The organism is Mesonia algae, assembly GCF_003253545.1.
Taxonomy (GTDB): Bacteria; Bacteroidota; Bacteroidia; order Flavobacteriales; family Flavobacteriaceae; genus Mesonia; species Mesonia algae.
In genome coordinates this window covers 516,820-539,545 of sequence record NZ_QKYV01000001.1, presented here as the reverse complement: position 1 = coordinate 539,545, position 22,726 = coordinate 516,820, and the positions used below count along the sequence as shown (strand labels likewise).

Annotated in this window: 17 protein-coding genes; 7 read left to right on the top strand and 10 right to left on the bottom strand. The window is 32.3% G+C overall.

What is annotated here, in order from left to right; genetic code table 11:
- Positions 1 to 18: 18 nt before the first annotated feature.
- Positions 19 to 2,217, bottom strand: coding sequence for a ribonuclease R (gene rnr, locus LX95_RS02510; protein WP_111539837.1), 2,199 nt, complete (start codon positions 2,215 to 2,217; stop codon positions 19 to 21).
- Positions 2,218 to 3,198: 981 nt separating this feature from the next.
- Between rnr and rpiB the strand changes: the two genes are divergently transcribed.
- The 4 genes from rpiB (at position 3,199) to LX95_RS02490 (ending at position 6,753) form a co-directional block, all read left to right on the top strand.
- The gene (gene rpiB, locus LX95_RS02505; RefSeq protein ID WP_111539836.1) at positions 3,199 to 3,630 is read left to right on the top strand and encodes a ribose 5-phosphate isomerase B; all 432 of its coding nucleotides are present in this window, start codon (positions 3,199 to 3,201) and stop codon (positions 3,628 to 3,630) included.
- Positions 3,631 to 3,689: 59 nt separating this feature from the next.
- Positions 3,690 to 4,544, top strand: coding sequence for a cation diffusion facilitator family transporter (locus LX95_RS02500; RefSeq protein WP_111539835.1), 855 nt, complete (start codon positions 3,690 to 3,692; stop codon positions 4,542 to 4,544).
- A 3-nt stretch (positions 4,545 to 4,547) separates the two neighbouring features.
- Positions 4,548 to 5,012: a GNAT family N-acetyltransferase gene (locus LX95_RS02495; protein ID WP_111539834.1), complete on the top strand. Its 465-nt coding sequence runs from the start codon at positions 4,548 to 4,550 to the stop codon at positions 5,010 to 5,012.
- 208 nt (positions 5,013 to 5,220) lie between these two features.
- Positions 5,221 to 6,753 (top strand): SulP family inorganic anion transporter, encoded by a 1,533-nt coding sequence (locus tag LX95_RS02490; RefSeq protein WP_111539833.1) that lies wholly within the window; start codon positions 5,221 to 5,223, stop codon positions 6,751 to 6,753.
- 51 nt (positions 6,754 to 6,804) lie between these two features.
- On the opposite strand, the gene LX95_RS02485 is transcribed toward LX95_RS02490, so the two are convergent.
- The 8 genes from LX95_RS02485 to LX95_RS02450 all read right to left on the bottom strand — a co-directional run bounded on the left by LX95_RS02485 (position 6,805) and on the right by LX95_RS02450 (position 15,856).
- Entirely contained in the window at positions 6,805 to 7,476 is a 672-nt protein-coding gene (locus LX95_RS02485) for a TIGR04283 family arsenosugar biosynthesis glycosyltransferase (protein ID WP_111539832.1), read from the bottom strand.
- 39 nt (positions 7,477 to 7,515) lie between these two features.
- Positions 7,516 to 8,334 (bottom strand): DUF547 domain-containing protein, encoded by an 819-nt coding sequence (locus LX95_RS02480; RefSeq protein ID WP_111539831.1) that lies wholly within the window; start codon positions 8,332 to 8,334, stop codon positions 7,516 to 7,518.
- A gap of 115 nt (positions 8,335 to 8,449) precedes the next feature.
- Complete coding sequence (locus tag LX95_RS02475; RefSeq protein ID WP_262509654.1) at positions 8,450 to 9,142, bottom strand: DUF1853 family protein; 693 nt, start codon at positions 9,140 to 9,142, stop codon at positions 8,450 to 8,452.
- Between the two features lie 131 nt (positions 9,143 to 9,273).
- Positions 9,274 to 10,902 carry a S41 family peptidase gene (locus LX95_RS02470; protein ID WP_111539829.1) on the bottom strand — a complete coding sequence of 543 codons (1,629 nt, stop codon included), beginning with the start codon at positions 10,900 to 10,902 and terminating at the stop codon, positions 9,274 to 9,276.
- Complete coding sequence (gene rnpA / locus LX95_RS02465; protein ID WP_111539991.1) at positions 10,899 to 11,279, bottom strand: ribonuclease P protein component; 381 nt, start codon at positions 11,277 to 11,279, stop codon at positions 10,899 to 10,901. The genes LX95_RS02470 and rnpA overlap by 4 nt, the downstream gene beginning before the upstream one ends.
- A 76-nt stretch (positions 11,280 to 11,355) precedes the next feature.
- A complete protein-coding gene (locus LX95_RS02460) occupies positions 11,356 to 13,194 on the bottom strand; it encodes a M1 family metallopeptidase (protein ID WP_111539828.1) in 1,839 nt (612 codons plus the stop codon).
- Positions 13,195 to 13,307: 113 nt separating this feature from the next.
- Positions 13,308 to 14,987: a S8 family serine peptidase gene (locus LX95_RS02455; RefSeq protein WP_111539827.1), complete on the bottom strand. Its 1,680-nt coding sequence runs from the start codon at positions 14,985 to 14,987 to the stop codon at positions 13,308 to 13,310.
- Positions 14,988 to 14,995: 8 nt separating this feature from the next.
- Entirely contained in the window at positions 14,996 to 15,856 is an 861-nt protein-coding gene (locus LX95_RS02450) for an MBL fold metallo-hydrolase (protein WP_111539826.1), read from the bottom strand.
- A gap of 170 nt (positions 15,857 to 16,026) precedes the next feature.
- Between LX95_RS02450 and LX95_RS02445 the strand changes: the two genes are divergently transcribed.
- Together LX95_RS02445 and LX95_RS02440 are read left to right on the top strand one after the other, a co-directional pair.
- A complete protein-coding gene (locus LX95_RS02445) occupies positions 16,027 to 17,895 on the top strand; it encodes a cation:proton antiporter (protein WP_111539825.1) in 1,869 nt (622 codons plus the stop codon).
- Positions 17,896 to 18,018: 123 nt separating this feature from the next.
- Complete coding sequence (locus tag LX95_RS02440) at positions 18,019 to 18,291, top strand: hypothetical protein (RefSeq protein WP_111539824.1); 273 nt, start codon at positions 18,019 to 18,021, stop codon at positions 18,289 to 18,291.
- Positions 18,292 to 18,343: 52 nt separating this feature from the next.
- On the opposite strand, the gene lepA is transcribed toward LX95_RS02440, so the two are convergent.
- The gene (gene lepA, locus LX95_RS02435) at positions 18,344 to 20,140 is read right to left on the bottom strand and encodes a translation elongation factor 4 (protein WP_111539823.1); all 1,797 of its coding nucleotides are present in this window, start codon (positions 20,138 to 20,140) and stop codon (positions 18,344 to 18,346) included.
- A gap of 160 nt (positions 20,141 to 20,300) precedes the next feature.
- Here lepA and LX95_RS02430 point away from each other — a divergent pair, with 160 nt between their 5' ends.
- Complete coding sequence (locus LX95_RS02430) at positions 20,301 to 22,712, top strand: outer membrane beta-barrel family protein (RefSeq protein WP_111539822.1); 2,412 nt, start codon at positions 20,301 to 20,303, stop codon at positions 22,710 to 22,712.
- Positions 22,713 to 22,726 lie beyond the last annotated feature (14 nt).

Here is a 22,726-nt window from a genome sequence, read left to right as displayed (position 1 = left end):
AAAAGCTGAACGCCCTAATTACATTTCTACTTCTGCTTTGCTTCCAACCAAATTAAAATCTAATTGTCGTTTTACCAAATCGGCATTTTTTACAGTCACATAAACCTCATCTCCTAGTTGGTAGGTTTTTCCTGTATTACGACCTTCTATAGCATAGTTTTCTTTGTCAAAATCGAAATGGTCTTCTTTAATATCTCTTAATTTCACCATTCCTTCGCATTTATTTTGTTCTATTTCAACATAAATACCCCATTCGGTTACGCCAGAAATTACACCCAAAAATTGTTCGTTTTCATGATCTTTCATGAATTTTACTTGCATGTATTTAATAGAATCTCGTTCTGCACTTGTAGCAAAATTTTCCATATCGCTACAGTGAGCAGATTTTTCTTCATACGCTTCTTGATCTGCCGAAGGTTTTTCTTCTAAATAACGCTGCAATAAACGATGAACCATCACATCTGGATAACGTCTAATAGGCGATGTAAAGTGCGAATAATAATCGAACGCTAACCCGTAATGACCTATATTTTGAGTACTGTAATAGGCTTTACTCATGGTACGAATCGTAAGCGTATCTACCAGGTTTTGTTCTTTTTTGCCTTCTACGTTCTTTAATAAACTATTTAAAGAGCTAGAAATAGACTTTTTATCTTTTAGATTAAGCTTATGGCCAAATTTACCTACAAGGGTTTCTAAAGCAGCTAATTTATCGTCGTTGGGCTCATCATGACATCTATAGACAAATGTTTTCTTCGGATTTTGTTTCCCGATAAATTCCGATACTTTTTTATTGGCCAACAACATAAATTCTTCAATCAACTTATTGGCATCTTTGGCAGTTTTAAAGTAAACTCCAATAGGGTCGTTTTGTTCGTCTAGATTAAATTTTACTTCTACCTTATCAAAAGAGATTGCGCCATTTTTCATTCTTAAAGATCGCATCTTTTTAGCAAGACTGTCTAAAGTTAAAATAGCATCTACAATAGGCTGTTTGGTAGTGTAAGCAGCATCTTGTATAGAAATATTTGCCGGAATATCCCCCGACTGAGTTTCTATAATATGTTGTGCTTCTTCATAAGCAAAACGAGCATCACTATAGGTTACCGTTCTTCCAAACCACTGGTCTACCACATTCGCTTTTTTGTCAATTTCAAAAACTGCAGAAAAAGTATATTTCTCTTCGTGCGGTCTTAAAGAACATGCATTGTTTGATAAAACTTCTGGTAACATAGGTACTACCCTATCTACCAAATATATTGAAGTTGCACGATCGTAAGCTTCATCGTCTAAGATGGTCCCAGGTTGTAGATAATGAGAAACATCGGCAATGTGAATACCCACTTCATAATTTCCATTGTCTAAAGGTTGGAAGCTTAAGGCATCGTCAAAATCTTTTGCATCTTTAGGATCTATAGTAAACGTTAAAGTCTCCCGCATATCCCGACGCTTTTTAATTTCAATTTCCTGAATTGAAGTATCGATTTTATTTGCGAAATCTTCTATTTCTTTAGGGAATTCTCTCGGTAAGCCATTTTCTGCCAAAATAGACTGCATCTCGGTTTCGTGACTTCCTGCTTCCCCAAGAACTTCAATAATTTTACCAATAGGAGAATCTGCTTTTTCTGGCCAATCTTTCAATTCGACCAAAACTACCATTCCGTTTTGGGCTTTATCCATCTCATCTTTAGGAATAAAGATATCGGTATACATTTTTGGGTTTTGCATTTCTACAAATCCAAAATTTTCATTTAATTGAAGTTTTCCTACAAATTGAGTTTTACTACGTTTTATAATTTCTACAACTTCTCCTTCATTTTTTCTATTTCTTCTCCTGCGGTAAACATAAATTTTTACAATATCACCGTCTAAAGCTTTATTTAAACTTTTATGTGGAATGTAAACATCTTCTTCTAATTCATCTACAATTACATATCCGTCTTTTCGAGTGGTCATATCGAGTTTACCTTCAAAATAATCGGTACTACCGTTAATTTGAAATTTCCCTCTATCAACTTCGCTAATTTGTTTTTTTATAGCTAATTCTGCTAAAGCTTTTATAATTTGATTTCTGCTATTTGCATCATCAACATCCAGTTTTGCAGCAATTTGCTTATAGTTAAATACTTGAGAACTATTTTTTCTCAATATGGTAAGTATACTTTTGGAGAGGTTATTAATTTTTTTACCTCCCGCTTTCTTTTTTCTTTTTGTCATTTAATCGTTTATCTGGTCTAAAATTACAGTTATTAATTTAGTTGAAAGAAATATCTGTTTAATGTTTTGTTAAGAATCTATTTACAACAAGACTTAAAATTTAATTTACGATTATTTAAATGTTATATGTTAAAATAAACTTAAAATTTTTATATCTTTATATGATCTAATCAACAAGCTATTATTTAGCATCTTATATTATGTATAATTCTAAAAAATTACTTCTTTTTTTTATAGTGATTTTTATATTAGGCTTCTTCTTTATAGCCTTATACATAAATATTGCCTTAGACACAAACCCTACCAATAGTCACCAAGTGGAGACTACTTCTACCTACAGATAATTTTTAGCTACTTTTTTTAATTTAAAATCTTTCAATTTTTTTTTGAATATAAAAGTATTTTAAAAATCTAAATCAAGATTAAACTACTAAGTATATTTAAAAGTAATTTATCTTAGATGTTATGAACATTATATATAATTATCTTTTTTCTTTTATAAATTTTAAAAAATAAATAATGATTATAATAGCGTGTTTATAGCGGTAGAAAAATACTTCTATTAATTAGGTTTTATCTGTTTTTAAATCTTCTAAACAGGCTTCTTAATTAATTGTTAATTATAACTCCTTGAAATCTATTGAATTATTTTTAGTTATTAACAATGGTTAACAAGGAAGTTAATACTGAATAGTTAATTTAAAGTTTAAAATTTTCTTGTTGATAAGTGTGTTTTTAATGCTGATAAGTTTTTTTAAAATAATAACAAGTTAACTAGGATTATTGATCACCTACGCTGTATGGAAAAATAAATTTTAAAAGCAAATTATACTTGTAAAAAGTAACCTACACTTATTCACAATTTATAGTTAATAGTAGAGGGTTCACCTTCAAGCTTATAAGTTTCTCAATTAACATCTCTAAAAATCGAATGGTTTTATCCTTTATTTTACCTTTGTAACAACTAAAAATTATAAGCTCATGACAATTTCTATAGGTAACGATCACGCAGGTACAATATATAAGAATGAAATTATTTCTTATTTAGAAAGTAAGCAAATCCAGGTTATTAACCATGGTACAAATACTAATGATAGTGTAGATTATCCAGATTTTGTGCATCCTGTAGCAAATGATGTAGAAAATGGTAAAGTAGATTTTGGTATTATTATTTGTGGGAGCGGTAATGGTGCTTCAATGACCGCTAATAAACATCAAAAAGTGAGATGTGCTTTGTGTTGGACTGCCGAAATTACACAGCTTGCTAGAGAACATAACAATGCCAATATTTTAAGTATTCCGGCAAGATTTACATCTGTTCATCAAGCTTTAGATATGGTAAAAATATTCTTAGAAACTGAATTTGAAGGTGGAAGACATGAAAGAAGAGTAGAAAAAATAGCTTGTAGCTAATTATTTTGAGTACGCATAACCATCAACACTCCCACGCTCCTGTAAAAGGGAGAAATTTAATGATATCCATTCTTTTGAATATCGTTATAACTGCTGCGCAAGTTGTAGGTGGGCTCATAAGTGGTAGTTTATCTCTACTTTCAGATGCGCTTCATAATTTTAGTGATGTCCTTTCTTTAATCATCAGTTTTATAGCCAATAAACTATCTTCTAAAGAAGCATCTGTGAGTAAAACATTTGGCTACAAAAGAGCCGAAATTATTGCAGCTTTCATCAATGCAGCATCTTTAATAGTAATTGCTGTTTTGTTAATTAAAGAAGCAGTACACCGTTTTTTAAATCCGCAAACTATAGATTCTACCTTAGTAATTTGGTTAGCAGTTTTAGCTATTATAGGAAACGGATTTAGTGTTTTACTCATGAAAGCTGATAGTAAAACCAATATGAATATGCGTTCTGCATACCTACATTTATTTACCGATATGTTAGCATCTGTAGCGGTTTTGATAGGTGGTTTGTTAATGAAATACTATCAACTTTATTGGGTAGATAGCGTATTAACTGCAGGAATTGCAATTTACCTCATTGTTGTAGGTTATGACCTTTTAAAATCTTCATTTAATGTATTAATGCTTTTTACACCCCACGATATTGTCATTAAAGATATTGTAGAAACGGTATGTAAAATTAAAGAAGTAAAAAATATACATCATATACATATATGGCAGCTTAATGAATTAGAAGTTCACTTAGAAGCTCATGTAGAATTTTATGAAAATATTTCCTTATCGGAATTTGATGAGGTGCTCACAAAAATTGAGAAAGTGGCGAATGATGAATTTAATATTAATCATATAAATATTCAGCCAGAATTTAATAGAAAAGATCCAAAAGATATTATTGTTCAAGATTAAGCTATGGAAAAATCACAATTAGAAATAAAAGTTAAGCATTTTGAAGAATTAACACTTCATGAGGTATACGACATTTTGCAATTACGAGCTGAAGTTTTTGTAGTAGAACAAGATTGTGTGTACCAGGATATTGATGGAAAAGATGAAAAAGCTTTACATATTATAGGATATTACAATGAAAAAATAGTGGCTTATACCCGTTGTTTTGCTCCCAATATATACTTTGAAGAAGCTGCCATAGGAAGAGTGGTTGTAAATGAATCTCACCGAAAATTTGGTTTTGGTCATGATATTTTAGAGGCTTCCGTTAAGGCAATAGAAGATCACTATCAAACTAAAACTATTAAACTATCTGCGCAACAGTATCTTACAAAGTTTTATGAATCTCATCAATTTGTTCAAATAGGTGATGGTTATTTAGAAGATGGAATTCCTCATATAGGCATGATTAAGAAAGAGAAAGCTTAAACTATTTTTTGTAATCGTTTGTACAACATGTTTTTTATGAATAATTTTGCAGCCAATTATGAATTACACTACTTGTACATATATATTTAAAATTACGCCGCCATAACAGCCGTAATTATCTTTCCAATTCTCTTTAAATTTTAAAGAAACATACCATTTTTTACTAAAATTTTTTCCGTTAAACGGAAGAAAACTAATTTATTTATAAATGAAAAAAGTATTCAACCTTTTTGACTTCAAGCAAAAAGTAGATTATAAAATTGAAATATTAGCAGGTCTTACCGTGGCAATGACCATGATTCCTGAATCACTTTCATTTGCTATTCTTGCAGGATTTCCACCTTTAGTAGGATTATATGCAGCTTTTATTATGGGATTGATCACAGCAGTATTTGGCGGTAGACCAGGAATGGTTTCTGGAGGTGCTGGAGCTACGGTAGTGGTTTTAATTGCTCTCATGAATTCCCATGGTTTAGATTACGTATTTGCTGCCGTTGCAATGGCAGGAATCATTCAAATTATGGTGGGTCTGTTTAAATTGGGAAAATTTATACGCTTAGTTCCTCAACCCGTCATGTTTGGTTTTGTAAACGGTTTAGCTGTCATCATTTTTATGTCTCAACTAGAACAGTTTAAGACGGTTTTTAATGGCGAAGTAGAATGGTTAACAGGCACTCCCCTTTTGATTATGGGTGTTTTGGTAGCGTTAACGATCGCAATTATTGTAATCTTACCTAAGTTTACCAAAGCTATTCCTGCATCTTTAGTCGCAATTTTAGTAGTATTTGCTGTTGTTTTAATTTTTAATATAGACACCAAACAGGTAGTTGATATTGCTTCCGTTAGCGGAAGCTTACCTCCTTTTAATATTCCAAACGTTCCTTTTACGTTAGAAACTTTACAAATTATTCTTCCTTACGGTTTAATTATGGCCGCAGTAGGACTTACAGAAGGTTTACTTACACTTAATTTAGTAGACGAAATTACAGGAACAAAAGGAAATAGTAATAAAGAATGTCTAGCTCAAGGAACTGCAAACATTGCCAATGGTTTCTTTTTTGGAATGGGTGGTTGCCCGATGATTGCACAAACCTTGGTTAATTTATCGTCTGGTTCTAGAGCTCGATTATCTGGAATTATAGCAGCCTTAACTATTTTAACCATTATTTTAGTAGGTGCGCCCGTTATAGAATTATTACCCATGGCAGCTCTTGTAGGAGTTATGATTATGGTTGCATTTGGTACATTTGAATGGGCAAGTTTTAAAGCCTTTACGAGAATGCCAAAGCACGATATTTTTGTGATGCTTGTTGTTACTTTAATCACCGTATTCCTACATAATTTGGCTCTTGCTGTATTAATTGGAGTAATTATTTCTGCTTTAGTTTTTGCTTGGGAAAGTGCTAAGCGAATTAGAGCGAGAAAAAGAATTGATGAAAACGGAGTAAAACATTATGAGTTATATGGTCCTTTATTTTTTGGTTCTACAACGGCTTTTACAGATAAATTTGATGTAGAAAACGATCCTGAAGAGGTAGTTATTGATTTTGCAGACAGTAAAATAACCGATATGAGTGCTATAGATGCTGTTAATAAAATTACAGATCGTTATTTAAAACAAGGAAAAAAAGTACATTTAAAACATTTAAGTGCTGATTGTAGAAGATTATTACATAACGCTGAAACTATTATTGATGTCAACATTATTGAAGATCCAAGCTACAAGGTAGTCGGAAAATAATTAGATTTCCTAAAAATCAATTAAACCTCGAGATGCTTTCTCGGGGTTTTTTTATTTAAGCCAACGCTTACCAAATTTGATTAATTTATCTTGGTCTATCCCTCGAAAAAATCCAAACATAATTAGTCCGTAAATGAACTGAGTTTTAAAATTTCCATTCTCATCATACGTTCTGGTACTTACCAAAACATCTTTTTGAATCACCTTATAATCGGCCTTTTGACTAGCTCTTTTAATAAAATCATATTCTTCCATTAATTTAAGCGATTCATCATAACCGTTTAATTCTTGAAAAAATTCTTTAGTAATCCAAAGGGTTTGTCCGCCTCCTCTAAACATCATTCCTTTATAACGAGAAAAATAACTATTGATTCTCAAAAACCAATTTTTGGTATCAAATAATGATCTAAAACAACCAAAGGGAATGTTTTTATCTTGATGGGTTTTAATATCTTCATGAAAACTTGAAGGCGGTATACTATCGGCATGAACAAAATAGAGTATATTTTCTACAGCAGCTTTTGCCCCAGCATTCATTTGTTTTGCTCTACTTTTTGGAGAATCAATCACTTTAGCTCCTAACTCTTTTGCTATTAGTTTACTGTTATCATTACTACCCCCATCAACAACAATTACTTCTTTTGCTTCACTATTCACTAAAAGTGGGAGTAATTTTTTTAGATGATTTTCTTCATTTACAACGGGAATAATAATACTAACCATACTATGACTTAAAGATTGTAGCTAAGGTGATTTAAATTGTTATTTTCTGTAATTATCTAAATCTAATTCCCAGTTATAATCTAAAAACTCCACATCGGGATCCTTGTCAGTAGGAATTAATTGATAGTTTTTAAGAATTTGAATAACACCATCTTTTCCTCCAAAATCTCCTCTAAACCAGCTCATTAAAGCAGGAACGTGTACTTCTTCTTCATTTTTCTTATACTCTACCTCTTTCTTTAGATATTTTTTAGAAGAATCTTCTAGTTCTTTATCTAAAGCATTTACCGTATAATAAAAAACTGGAGGACAGCTTTTTGCTCCACAATTTAATGCGAAGTGAATACGCCAATCAATCTCTTCTACTCTAAAATCTTTTTCAAAACTAGACGGAAAAGGATCTTTTACATAGCCTAACGATGCCTTAATTCTAGAATTTCTTAATAAACCATGTTCTAAAATATCTAAACTCACTTCTTCCCCTACAATGACAAAACGCTTTTCTTTGAAAAAAGCAGATCTATCTTTATATAAATCGGGATTATCTTTTAAAAGGTATTGTACATAAGTGTTATAAGTATTTAACCAAAACGCTTTTTTCTGTGCATCTGTTTTTAAAGTGTTTTTAAGCACTTCGGGAGAAAGTTCAGCTAACTGTTTTGCATATTTATCTGCATTACCTCCACTTTTTACTGCATCATAGAAATTCTTAGAAATCTCGAAAGGTTTTATCTGTTGTTGTTCTAAGCTAAGTTCAATGGTTTCATTATTACTGGTTCCACATGCAATTAATAACATCGAAAAAAATAAAGCAACGACAGTACAAATGCTTTTGTATAAATTCATTTTTAGTTTCATATCAATTTTTTTAAGTTCTTAAAATTCTTATAAGTGCTATAGAACTTTGTCGTTAGGATGCTTATAGACTTACGAAAAAAGATACCTACAAGTTTTTGATAAGAAGTATTTTTATTTACCACCAAACAATAAAAAAACGTTCATAACCACCATTTTGTATTTTTCTCCAAACATAAGCTGCCTTATTGTGTTTGAAAAGGTAGTCAATTTCTGTAAGGATTCCCTTAAAATCCATCCAATCTTTTAGATGTGCAGGATCAATGGGCCAATCTTTTTTTTGCGGAGAAAAATATTTATCTTGACCATACTCTGCTTCCGTAAATTCGTTTAAGTGCATCCAATAACCAATAATTGCATTAGGATTTATAAGATGATAAGTAGATTGGTTATCATTTTTTGGAACGAATAAATTGGCTTTAAAACACACTTTTTGTTTTAGCTGCCGCGGATTTAATTGAATTCTAGATAAAACTTTTTCACTCTCTGGACGGTATAATAAAGGAAATTGATGCTCTTTTAATCGGTTGATCTTTCTTAAGAAGCTATCTTTTCTGTTAGGACCAATCCAACATTTTAATTCATCATCCTTTGAGATAGAAGGATCGAACAAGTAAAATTTATAGACTAGTTCTACGTGAAGTACTTCCTTAAGTTCTCTATCTCTTAAGAAAAAATCGAATTCTCCTAAGGTTTTTTTCTCGTGAATCACCTGGAGATTTTGTGCCGCCATCTCATACCGAGAAGTATTTTTAATCGTAAAATTAAAAAATACCTCTGCTCTTTTACCCAATACTAATTGCGGAGATATTTCTTCCGAAAAGGGAATTGAGTTATTTTTTGGTAAAGTAAAGACGTCTAAATTAAATCTATTTTTTTCTGACTTAAAAATAGATGCAGTAGATAAAAATCCTTGATATGCGAGCTCGTTATTAATCCTTATTAGTTTAAAATCTTTTTATAAGTAGATGCATTATTTAAGATCTCTTTTGCTTTTTTAATTTCTGGATTATGAGCTAGATAATAAGTATATAATCCTTCTTCGTAATGATAACGTTTTATAATTTCATCACTTAATAAACGCTCTATTTCGTGTTTCTTAGCTTCAATTTGTTTTTGCTTGGCAATTTCAATTTCAGCTAACATATTTTGCTGTGTTTTTGCGATAGCCTTTTCGTAACCTTCCTTTTTAGAAACTAACATTAATTCTTTCAACTCTTTTTCGGTTTCGGTTTCATAGGTGAAGTCAGCTTGCTTTAAAAATTGCTTAAATGCACCAAAATCTTTATCCGTGAAAACGAAATTATCTAAACTAATTTCAGGCTGATTGTAGTAATATTGAGTTGCATAATTAAAGATAATTTGCTCTTCAATTAAAGCGTTGGTTACCGCACTATATTCTGATGTTTCTAAGGTAACATCGGGTAAAATACCACCACCATCATATACTTTTCTTCCGTTTCGGGTCGTAAATTCGTTATAATCCTCCACTTTAGTTTTAGTGGCATTTCCTTCTTCATCTCTATTCCAATAATCTAAAGCTTGTATACAACGACCACTAGGGGTGTAATATCTAGAAATGGTAATTTTTAACTGCGTGCCGTAAGACAACTGTTTAGGACGTTGTACTAAACCTTTACCAAAACTTCTTGCACCAATTACAACAGCTCTGTCTAAATCTTGTAAACTTCCCGAGACAATTTCACTAGCAGAAGCACTTTTCCCGTTGATTAAAACTGCCAAAGGAATCTCTGTATCCATAGGATCTTTTTGGGTTTTATAGACCTGATTGTATTTTTCTATAGAAGATTTTGTGGTGGTAATAATCTCTCCCTTTGGAACAAAAATATTGGTCACATTAACTGCTTCGGTAAGTAATCCTCCAGGATTTCCTCTTAAATCTAATATTATTTTTTCAGCGCCTTGTTCTTTTAAGTTTTTAAGTGCTGTGGCCACTTCCGCGGAAGCTTTACGGTTAAATTTAGAAAGTACGATATAACCAATTTTATCTGGCGTTAATTCGTAAAAAGGAACCGCTTTAATTTCTACCGCTTCTCTGTTAAGTGTAGTTTGTTGTGATTTTCCTTGACGGATGTATTTTAAGGTTACTTTACTATTTGGAGCGCCTTTTAATAACTCTCCTGCATCTTCGTTAAAATCTTTAAGTGCAACATCACCAATTTGAATAATCTCATCTCCTGGCTTTAAACCTGCTTTATCTGCAGGGTAACCTTTATAGACTTCCAAGAGTTTAATCTTATTTTTTTGGGTAAATACATTGGCTCCAATCCCGGTATACTGTCCAAAATTTTGAATCTTAGCTTGTTCTACTTCTTGTTGATTCCAGTAATTGGTATAGGGATCTAAATCGGCCAACATAGCAGTAATAGCAGTATCCATTAAATCTGCTGGATTGGTTTCATCTACGTAGTTCATATTCAATTCTTTGAAAAGCGTAGTGAAAATTTCTATTTGCTTAGCGATCTCAAAAAAATCTGATTTATAACTAGCGCTTGCAGTGGTGATTAAAATACCAATAGCAAGTATGGGAACAAGAATGCGTTTTTTCATAAGGCGTCGTCTGTCAATTCTTTCTCTATAAATTTATGGATTAATTTTCTCATAGCGATTTCAATTTCGTTATAATCCAATTCTTTTCGTCCCGTATAAATAAACATCATACTAAATTTATTTACATGAGGAGGAAGTAAATTCTTTTGTTTGCGGTAGTTTTCTCTTAGCAAACGTTTGATTCTATTACGGGTTACTGCCAATTTAAAATTACGTTTGGGTACAGAAACGCCTACTTTATCTTGAGATTCTTCTCCTTGAATAGCATGATATATAAGCTTAAGCGGAAAACTTTTTACAGATTTTCCTTCTTCAAAAAGCTGACCAATAAGAATCTTGCTTTTAAGTTTTTCTTCTTTTGGGAAGGTTTGTTTCATGTGGTAAAGATAAGCAATGTAAAAAACAAAAACCCTTGAGTGAACAAGGGTTTTAAAATCTTGAAAAAAGAGGTTTTTAGTTTTCAAATACGTTATTGTCTCTCTTTATATCTGCCATTTTTTGTGACGGGTCTATTTCTATTTTAGAAATTTGATCTTTTGCTAACATTAATGTCATTTCATAATTAGGATTTGCCCAAGACCAAGTTTCTCCTAATTCTCCAGTATTTGGTTTTTGCCAATACATCATTTGTAGAGGAATATAGAAATCTTGTGTTTTGCCATTGGTAAAAGTAACTCTAAGTTCTATTGGCATAGGCATTTGCCCATTACGTTTTAGAGTAACAACAGTATTTTGATTTTTAGCTTCTACATTTTCTATACTGTAATCTATAGTATTGGTAGTTTGCGTCCAATCGGTTAAATACCAGTCGAGCTGCGCTCCACTTACCTTTTCGGCTACACGTTTAAAATCATTAGGCGTTGGGTGTTTGAATTTCCACTCCTTGTAATATTGCTTCAAAGTTTTTGAAACATTTTCTTTTCCAATTAGGTATTCTAATTGTCCCAAGAATACAGCACCTTTAGAATACGCTGCTAAACCATAAGCTTGGTTAAGATGGTAACGATCTGCGTGCGTACTTTGTGGTTGTTCTGCACCAGAATTTGCCAAGTAAGTGTATCCGCGGTAAGCGCCACTTAACGGATTTTCTTTTCCTTCTGAAAGGACTTCATTTTGAGCTAAAGTAGAAATATAAGTGGTAAAACCTTCATCCATCCACTCGTGTTTAGATTCGTTGGTAGCTAAAATATGCTGAAACCAAGCGTGTGCCATTTCGTGTGCGGTTACACCCACTAGGCTTCCAAAAGAGCGATTACCAGTAATTAAAGTACACATAGCGTACTCCATCCCTCCATCTCCTCCTTGAATAACTGAATATTGATCGTAAGGATATTCTCCTATGTGTTCGTTGAAATACAGCAAAAGATCTTCGGTTTTAGATTGAAGATTTTTCCAGTTTTCAGTAAAATTATTTTCTTTTTCGTAAGCTGGTTTATCTTTATATAAGAAATGTAAAACAGTTCCGTCTTTAGCGACTCTACTATCGTGAACAAATTCAGGATCTGCAGCCCAAGTAAAATCGTGTACTTGAGGCGCGTTAAAATGCCAAGTTAACTTTTTGCCTTTGCGTTTTACTTTGGTTCCTTCTTTTTCATAACCGTAACCAATTTCTTGTGGGTTTTGCAAGTAACCTGTTCCACCAAGGATATAATCTTTATCAATAGTGATTTTTACATCAAAATCTCCCCAAACTCCTTGAAATTCTCTTCCTATATAAGGATCTGCGTGCCAACCTTCAAAATCATATTCGGCTAATTTAGGATACCATTGAGTCATAGATAAAGCCACACCTTCGGCATTATTTCTTCCTGAACGACGTATTTGCACGGGAACTTGACCGTTAAATTTCATATTAAATTTAGTCTTTTCTCCAGGTAAAAGAGGTTGTGCTAAATTTACTTGAAGAACAGTTCCTACAACTTTGTAGTCTAATTCTTTATTATTTTGTTTTAACGTTTCAACTTTTAAAAATCCTATTTCCTTATCGGAAAGTTTACTAATGCGGTCTCCTACTCTACCATCTGGATCTTTAATGGTTCTCGATCTTACATCCATATCACTTCCTGGTTGGAAAGCATTAAAAAAGAGATGGTAAAATACTTGATTGAGTGTATCTGGAGAGTTATTGGTGTATTCTAATTCTTGAGTACCTGTGTAGGTGTAATCTTTTACATTTACATCTACTTCCATCTTATAATCGACATGTTGCTGCCAATAAGAAGTAGTGTTTTGTGCTAAACTGGTTATAGCTGTACAGATACAAAGTCCAATAAAAAGCCATTGAGATTTCATATTTATCATAAGGTTTTAGGTTTTAAATAAAAAAGGTGTTCTAATTCCGTAAAGTTAACATTAATTGAAAACTTAAAGAATAGAACACCTTTTAAAGTGAATGTTAATACTTATTATTTAGACATTTTATCTGCTAAAATTAAAGCATTGTAAAGATTTACCATTCTTCCAGAAACTGAAAGTTCGTTAAATGCTCTTACATCTTTAGCATCACCTCCTACAACAACATCTGAAGAAGAAGCTAAACCACTTTGCATAATCACATTTTTAACTTGTGCAGCTGTAAGTTTAGGATAATAAGATCTTATTAAAGCTGCAACTCCTGCTACTGCTGGAGAAGCCATAGAAGTACCTTGTAAAAACTCGTACTCGTTTAATGGAGTTGTAGACCAAATTTTAGTACCTGGAGCAAATACATCTACGTTGGTTTTACCATAATTAGAAAAGTTAGCTACTAATTTAGATCCGTATTCATAGTTAGATGCACCAACAGTTAAAAAGTTATCGGCATATTCTGCTACGTTTTCTGGGTCTTGATCATTAGGAAAGATATTAGTTACATCCATATCTAAAGCATCATTACCTGCTGCATTAACAATTAATACATCATTATCTGCTGCATATTTTATAGCGTCTCTCACCCATTCTGGATTTTGAGAAAAATATTTACCAAAGCTTGTGTTCAAAACTTTCGCACCGTTATCTACTGCATAACGAATAGCTAAAGCGATATCTTTATCGTACTCATCACCATCTGGCACAGCTCTTACCGCCATGATTTTTACGTTTTTGGCTACACCGTTAATCCCGATTCCGTTGTTTCTTTCTGCAGCGATAATTCCTGCTACGTGAGTACCATGTTTAGCATCTTCTTTTTTAGGATCTGGACCATCAACATCCCCATTACCATAATTGGTATCTGTAATATCGTATGGGTCATCACCAATTACATCACGACCATTAAGATCTAAATTGTAATGAGTATCTAAACCACCAGAGAAATAATCTATTCCTCCTTTTAATTGCTCTTTTGCTTTATCTAAATCTCCAATTTGAGACATGATATTTACTAAAAATCCTTTAGCCTGCTCAAGTTCTGGAGTGTCTGGATTTAATCGAGCTAATTCTTTTTGATTAAAATCTTCTTTTCCTAGTTTTTCACTTACCGCTTTCTCTGAATCTTCTAAAGTTTGAAGTAATTGAGTATAGTAATTTTTGTTTTGAGTAGTCTCATTAAATTTTTTCTCAAATTCTTGCTGTGCTCTTTGGTACATATCGTACTCAGCTTTGTTTTCAGCACTAATTTCAGTTGGAGTTTTTCCTTCGTATTTAGGTTGTAATCTTTTTACAATACGTACAAATTCTAAGTTTTCCGCTACAGCGTCTCCTAAGAAATTCCACCCGTGAATATCATCTATGTAACCGTTTTTATCATCGTCAATTCCATTTCCTGGAATTTCATCTTCGTTTACCCAAATGATATTTTTTAAATCTTCGTGTTCAATATCTACACCGCTATCAATAACTCCTACAATTACGGTTTTACCTTCATAATCTTTAAGGATTTCATCGTAAGCTTTTTGTACGCTCATTCCAGGAATGGTGTCTGTCACTAAATCAGATCCTCCCCATCCTTTCATTTGGGTATCTGTTAAAGTAACATTTTTAAGCGGTTGTTGGTCTATATTATCTATAGGTGTAGAAGTAATTACTGGACTAGTAGTACCACAACTAGCAGCAATCATAGCTACAGTTGCTGCAGCAAAAGTTGATTTTAAAAATGGTGTTCTCATGAATATAATTATGAATTAAATATTTGATTAAAAGTATAGGATTGATCGAGTCTCACTCCTTTTTCGGTATTTTTAAGTGTAATGATTTCATTGTGGGCATCGTGCTCCAAAAATAGGTAAAATCCTTCTTCGGCAGCTTTTTCTAGAAAACCTTTTTTCTCGGTTAACGTAATTAAAGGTCTGGTGTCATATCCCATTACATAAGGCAAAGGAACGTGACCAGCTGTTGGAAGCAAATCTGCCATAAAAACGATAGTTTTTCCTTGGTACTGTATATGAGGGATCATTTGTTTTTCAGTATGACCGTCTACAAATAAAGCTCCAAACCCTAAATGCTCATAAAAATGAGATCCTTTTTCGCGATCTAAAAAGTGTAATTGACCGCTTTCTTCCATAGGAAGTAAATTTTCTCTTAGAAAAGAGGCTTTTTCTCTGGCATTAGGTTGTGTAGCCCATTCCCAATGTTCTTGATTGGTCCAAAATTTAGCTCTTTTAAAAGCAGGTTCAAACCCTGTTCGATCTTTATTCCATTGTATGCTTCCTCCACAGTGATCAAAATGAAGATGAGTTAAGAAAACATCGGTAATATCATCACGATGAAATCCTTTTTCTTGTAATGATTTATCTAAAGAATGATTTCCCCAGCGGTGGTAATGCTTAAAGAATTTTTCATCTTGTTTATCCCCAAGACCGTTATCTATAAGTATAAGCTTATCACCGTCTTCAATAAGTAAACATCGAGCAGCAATATCTATCATATTATTAGCGTCTGCAGGATTGGTTCTTGTCCATAAAGTTTTAGGAACAACACCAAACATAGCTCCACCATCTAACTTAAAATTACCAGCTTCAATTGGGTGTAAGGTCATATAAAAAGTTTTGTTTATATTGTATGCGCCGCAAAATAGCAAAAAACAAGGTTTTAAGCTCTATTTTTGCAATGGATTTAACATTCCTTTCACTAGGAAAATAAAACAATAAAAGATAAAAAAACTATTTTCGTTGATTCAATACGATTACTTTTAACTCATTAACCCTTATGTTAGAACTTGCTGGAATTATTATCTTAGGAATATTAGCTCAATGGAGTGCTTGGAAATTTAAAATTCCAGCTATTTTACCCTTAATTTTAATCGGTTTGGCAGTGGGTCCCATTGCGACACTTTTTACTGCTGATGGAGGTAAACTTATTGAACCTATTTGGAATGGAGAATCGGGACTTTTTCCTGGAGAAAGTTTATTTTACTTTGTTTCTTTAGCTATTAGTATTATACTTTTTGAAGGAGGACTTACGCTAAGAAAAGGAGAAATACTCAATGTGGGTCCGGTTATTGTAAAACTCATTACCGTTGCTGTAATTGTTACTTTTATAGGTGCAGGAATTGCCGCACATTTAATTTTTGATTTATCCTGGCAAATTTCATTCTTATTTGCTGCCTTAATAATCGTGACAGGTCCTACCGTAATTACACCTATCTTAAGAAACATTCCGTTAAAGAAAGATGTATCTGCTATCTTAAAATGGGAAGGGATTTTAATAGATCCTATAGGCGCTTTATTTGCGGTATTGGTATTTGAATTTATAAGTGCTGGAGAAGGGAGAGAATTTACCCAAACGGCTTTGATTGAATTTGGAAAAATTGTGCTTTTCGGATTTACTTTCGGATTTACTTTTGCACACGCCTTAGCTTTTTCAATAAAGAAAAACGTAATTCCTCATTACTTATTAAACGTATTCACTTTAGCAACTGTTCTTGGAGTATTTGTACTCTCTGATGCTTTTGCACACGAAAGTGGTTTATTGGCGGTAGTGGTAATGGGAATGGTATTAGGGAATACTAACCTACCCAATATAAAAGAACTACTCTACTTTAAAGAATCATTAAGTGTCCTATTAATTTCTATCTTATTTATTTTATTGGCTGCCAATATTAATATTGATGATCTATTATTAATATATAATTGGAATGCACTTATTCTATTTGCTATAGTTGTATTTTTAGTTAGGCCCATTGGAGTTTTCTTAAGTAGTATCAATTCTTCATTAAAAGTTAATGAGAAACTATTTATTAGCTGGGTAGGACCACGTGGTATTGTAGCTGCAGGTATTGCTTCTCTTTTCGGATTAAAATTAGCAAGTCAAGGTGTTGAAGGAGCCGAATATATTACTCCGTTAGTATTTATGATCGTATTGGGTACAGTATTATTAAACGCTACCACAGCGCGACTTTTTGCACAATTGGTAGGAGTTTTCCTAAAGAACTCTGAAGGTATTTTAATTATTGGAGCTTCTTCTATTTCTAGATTAATTGGAGCTTATCTCAAAAAGAATAATCGTCACGTAGTTTTAGTAGATAACAATAGAACTAACATTCAAAAGGCAAAAGATTTAGGAATAGAAGCTATTGAGGGAAGTGTTTTTTCTGATGAATTAGGAAATAATATAGAACTAAATGATGTTGGGTATTTAATGGCTATGACTGGTAATACCGAAATAAACAAAACTGCCATCAGTAAATTTCAAAAACATTTTGGAGAGAATGGTTCTTTTAGAGTCGTATCTGCAGATGAAATGAATGATCCAGAAAATAATCCTAACGATGGCTTATTTTCTCATACTGATGATTTTATAAAGTTAACAGAAGTCGCTCGAAAATATCCTAAAATTCAAGAAATAAAAATCAACTCTAAAGATCACTATGAAGGGCTTATAGAAATTTCTAAAAGTGATAGTGAAATTATACCTCTATTTGTTAAAAACTTAGAAGGAGACTTAAGTATTTTACCTTCCAATAGTAAAGAAGTTGAAATTGAAGAAGGTTTTCAATTGGTGTATCTAGGGAAAACTTTTGATCCTGAGAATCAAACTCATAAAACGGACTTAGAAGAGACAGTTACTGAAGACTAAATTAGGTTGTTATAATTCTATCGTTTAACATATAATTTTTCTTAAATAAAATTAAAAAATATGTTCTTTAATTGAAGTAATCCTATTATATTGGTGCAAATATTAACAAAAACCTAAAATCTTATGAAAAAAATTATGTTAATGGCTTTTGCCGCTGGTTTATTTGCATTTACTTCTTGCTCTAGTGATGATGATGGAGGATCTTCGTCTGATTGTCACACTTGTACGATATCATTAGGAGCATTGGATAATGTTACTGAATATTGTGATAACGGTGATGGAACTGTAACGGCTACTGATGAAGATGGTAATGAAACAACTCTCGATCTAGAGGGCAATTCTTATAGCGACTTTATTTCAGCTCAAGAGCAATTAGGAGATTGTGAAAACTCTTAATAAATAAAATATAACAAAAAACCCTCTGAGATTTTCAGAGGGTTTTTTGTTTTTAATCATTAAGCTTTAATACAGCCATAAACGCTTCTTGCGGTATTTCTACATTACCCACTTGGCGCATACGTTTTTTACCTTTCTTTTGTTTCTCCAAAAGCTTACGTTTACGAGAAATATCACCACCATAACATTTTGCAGTAACATCTTTACGTAGAGCTTTTACGGTTTCTCGAGCTATAATTTTTGCTCCGATTGCCGCTTGTATTGGAATATCAAATTGCTGTCGCGGAATTAACTCTTTTAATTTCTCGCACATTTTCTTACCAATATCATAAGCATTATCAACGTGTAATAAGGCAGATAAAGCATCAACATTACTTGCATTAAGAAGAACATCTACTTTTACCAATTTAGATTGTCTTAAACCAATAGGAGTATAATCAAAAGAGGCATAACCTTTAGAAACAGTTTTTAAACGATCATAGAAATCAAAAACAATCTCAGCTAAAGGCATATCAAAAGAAAGTTCAACTCTCTCTGTCGTTAAGTAAGTTTGAGCGGTAATCTCCCCTCTTTTTTCTATACATAAAGACATTACTGGGCCAACAAAGTCAGCTTTTGTAATAATGGTCGCTTTTATAAAAGGTTCCTCTACTCGATCTAATTTAGAAGGTTCGGGTAAATCTGATGGATTGTTTACCAAAACTATCTCATCTGGATTTTTATTGGTAAAAGCGTGGTAAGATACGTTAGGTACAGTAGTAATTACCGTCATATCAAATTCTCGCTCTAATCTTTCCTGAATAATTTCTAAGTGCAACATTCCTAGAAAACCACATCTAAACCCGAATCCTAATGCCGCCGAACTCTCTGGTGTAAATACTAACGAAGCATCATTTAATTGCAGTTTTTCCATAGAAGAACGCAATTCTTCATAATCTTCTGTATCTACAGGGTAAATCCCTGCAAAAACCATTGGTTTTACATCTTCAAAACCTGCAACAGCCTCGGTAGTTGGATTTTTAGCATCGGTAATGGTATCTCCTACCTTTACTTCTCTAGCATCTTTAATCCCTGTTATTAAGTAACCTACATCTCCGGTTTTAATTTCTTTTTGAGGAAATTGTTTCAAGCGTAACGTTCCTACTTCATCAGCAAAATAATTTTTATCTGTAGCTACAAACTTTATATTTTGTCCTTTTTTAATACTTCCGTTAATTACTCTAAAGTAGGTTTCTACTCCACGAAAAGGATTGTAAACCGAATCAAAGATTAAAGCTCTTAAAGGAGCGTCTACTTTTCCTGTAGGTGCTGGAACACGTTCGATAATTGCAGTTAAAATTTCTTCAATTCCTATACCCGTTTTTGCACTTGCCGGAATCACTTCCGAGGCATCGCAACCTAAAAGATCTACGATATCATCGGTTACTTCTTCGGGATTTGCACTAGGTAAATCTACTTTATTAAGGACAGGTATAATTTCTAAATCATTTTCTAAAGCCAAATAAAGGTTAGAAATGGTTTGTGCTTGTATACTTTGAGCGGCATCAACTACCAATAGCGCACCTTCGCAGGCAGCAATAGAACGAGAAACTTCGTAAGAGAAATCTACGTGTCCTGGAGTATCAATGAGGTTTAAAACAAATTCTTCTCCATTGTGTTGATAATTCATTTGTATGGCGTGACTTTTAATGGTAATACCACGTTCACGTTCTAAATCCATACTATCTAATAACTGCTCTTGTTTTTCACGGTCGGTTACAGATCCTGTAAAATCTAATAATCTATCGGCTAAGGTACTCTTACCGTGATCAATATGTGCGATTATACAAAAATTCCTTATATGCTTCATAACATCTTCTTAGTTCTTACACGCTCATTTCAAAATTCCTTGCTTCGATTTGCTGTAAGATATTTTTGCAAATATAGTTTTTTGAAAAACAATACAAGTGGCTAAGAATCACTAAGAATATATTATCTTGGCATTTTGATAAAGAAAATGATTATTTATTTTGCAAATAATTTTTAAATATTTATTAATACTCCTAACTTTTTCCCCTTTTATCACTTTTGCACAATATGAAATTAGTGGAAAAATAGTAGATAATGCTAATGAGCCTATTAGCTACAGTAACATTTCTTTGAATGCTACTATAGATTCTATTTTTGTAAAAGGAACCATTACTGAAGAAAACGGAAGCTTTTTAATTGATCAAATTAATGCTGGAGAATATTATCTAAAGGTGAGTTTTGTAGGTTATCAAACCAAAATTATTCCTGTAATAATAGATAGCGATGAGCAAATAAACCCTATTCAATTAGAAGAAGAAATAGCTCAACTTAGTGATATAAAAATTTACTCTAAAAGACCCAGAATTATAAAAGAGGTAGATCGAATTATTTTTGACGTAGAAAATACAAGTCTTTCTAGCGGAAATAGTTGGGATATTTTAAACAAAACTCCCGGAGTCATTAATATAAATGGCGATTTAAAAATTAGAAATACTTCGGCTACGGTTTATATAAATGATAAAAAAGTATATTTAACTTCTAGTGAGTTAAAACAATTTTTAGATGGTCTTTCGGCAGAAAATATTAAGCAAATAGAAGTCATAAGAAATCCGCCGGCTAAATACGATGCAGGAAACGGACCCATATTAAATATCGTTACTACAAAAAATCATACTCCAGGTTACAAAGCAAGCCTTAACGGAAATTATACTCAAGCAATCTTTCCTAAATATAACTTAGGAACGAGTCACTTCTATAAAAATGAAAAACTCAATTTGTTTGCTAATTATAGCTTTACAAAAGCCAAACATTTTAAAGAAGATGAAAGCTATATCAATTTTTTAAATAATAAAGAAGTATTTCAATATTGGGATACAGATTTTAATAAAACTACACAGGAGCAACAGCACAATATTAATCTTGTATTAGATTATCAATTTAATGAGAAAAATAAAATTAGCCTTAACGGAACAAGCTCGTTAACCCCTAAAAAGGATTTAGATAATAGTGGAATAACAAGAATTTTTGACAATAATAAAGTATTAGATTCTACTTTTACAACCAACAGTCAGTTACAAAATGACCTTTTTAATGCTGCAGTAGACCTCACTTTTTCACATAATTTTGAGAAAGAAAACACCCAATTAAGTTTTAATGCTCATGCTACTTATTTTGAACAAAATAATGATCAGCAACTGTTCACTCAATATTTTAATAAAGAAAATTTACTTTTAACTGAAAACAGTTTTTCATCAGAAGGGTATCAAAAAATAAATATCTATGCGGGTCAAGCCGATTTTGAAACAGTATTTGACACCTATGAGTTTTTAGCAGGAGCAAAATATGCTTTCGTAAACTCCACGAGTAGTTTATTCTTTTTTGACGTACATACCCTTGCAGAGACTTTTCATAATAATAATAATTTAGCCGATAAGTTTACTTATAATGAAGCAATAAGCGCTGTTTATACTTCAATAAGTAAAGATTGGAGTAAATGGAAGGCAAAAGCTGGGTTGCGAATTGAAAACACTTACAGAGAAGGAAACTCAGTTGCTTTAAACCAAGAAACAAATAGAAATTATACCAATTTTTTTCCCTCTTTATTTATTTCATATCAAGCAACAGAAAATCATAACTTTAGTTTTGATTACGGAAGAAAAATTGCTCGGCCTAGTTATACCAGCTTAAATCCTTTTAGATATTATATTAATGAGAATAGCTATCAGGCAGGGAATCCTAATTTAAACGCAGCTTTAAGTAATAGTTTTAATCTTAACTATACTTATAAAGACGCATACTCTTTTGATTTTTATTTCCGTGATAACGGAGAAAATGTCGCTCAATTAGTTTTTCAAAATAATGAAAATCAATTTTTACGAAGTGTTCAAGCTAATATGTTAGAAAGTAAATCTTACGGGATTGATTTTTTACATGGTCGCTCATTAAAAAATTGGTGGTATGCTCAAGTTGTTTTTTCAGGTTTTCATGAAGAAGAAACGTTTGTTGCGCTTGAAAGTAATAATGCTGAGGTAACCAATGATATTAATGGTTTTTACCTGTCTTTGTATAACGGACTTACGCTTTCTAAAGATGGAACATTTACAGGAGATGTTACTTTTTTATACATTTCTTCTCTACTTCAAGGATCATATCAATTAGACGATATGCTTAACCTTTCTTTAGGGGTGCGTAAAACCATTTGGAACAATCGCGCAGAACTCTCTCTACACCTAGCCGATGCTTTTAATAGTTATGCTACGCAGCTAAATTCAACTTACCTTAATCAAGATAATGGCTTTTTTGCTCAACCAGAAAATAGGTATATCCGTATAGGTTTTAAATACAACTTTGGGAATTTTAGACTCAAAGACAATCAACGTACTATTAATAATCAAGAACGTGAACGCTTGTAAAAATTGATCAACAC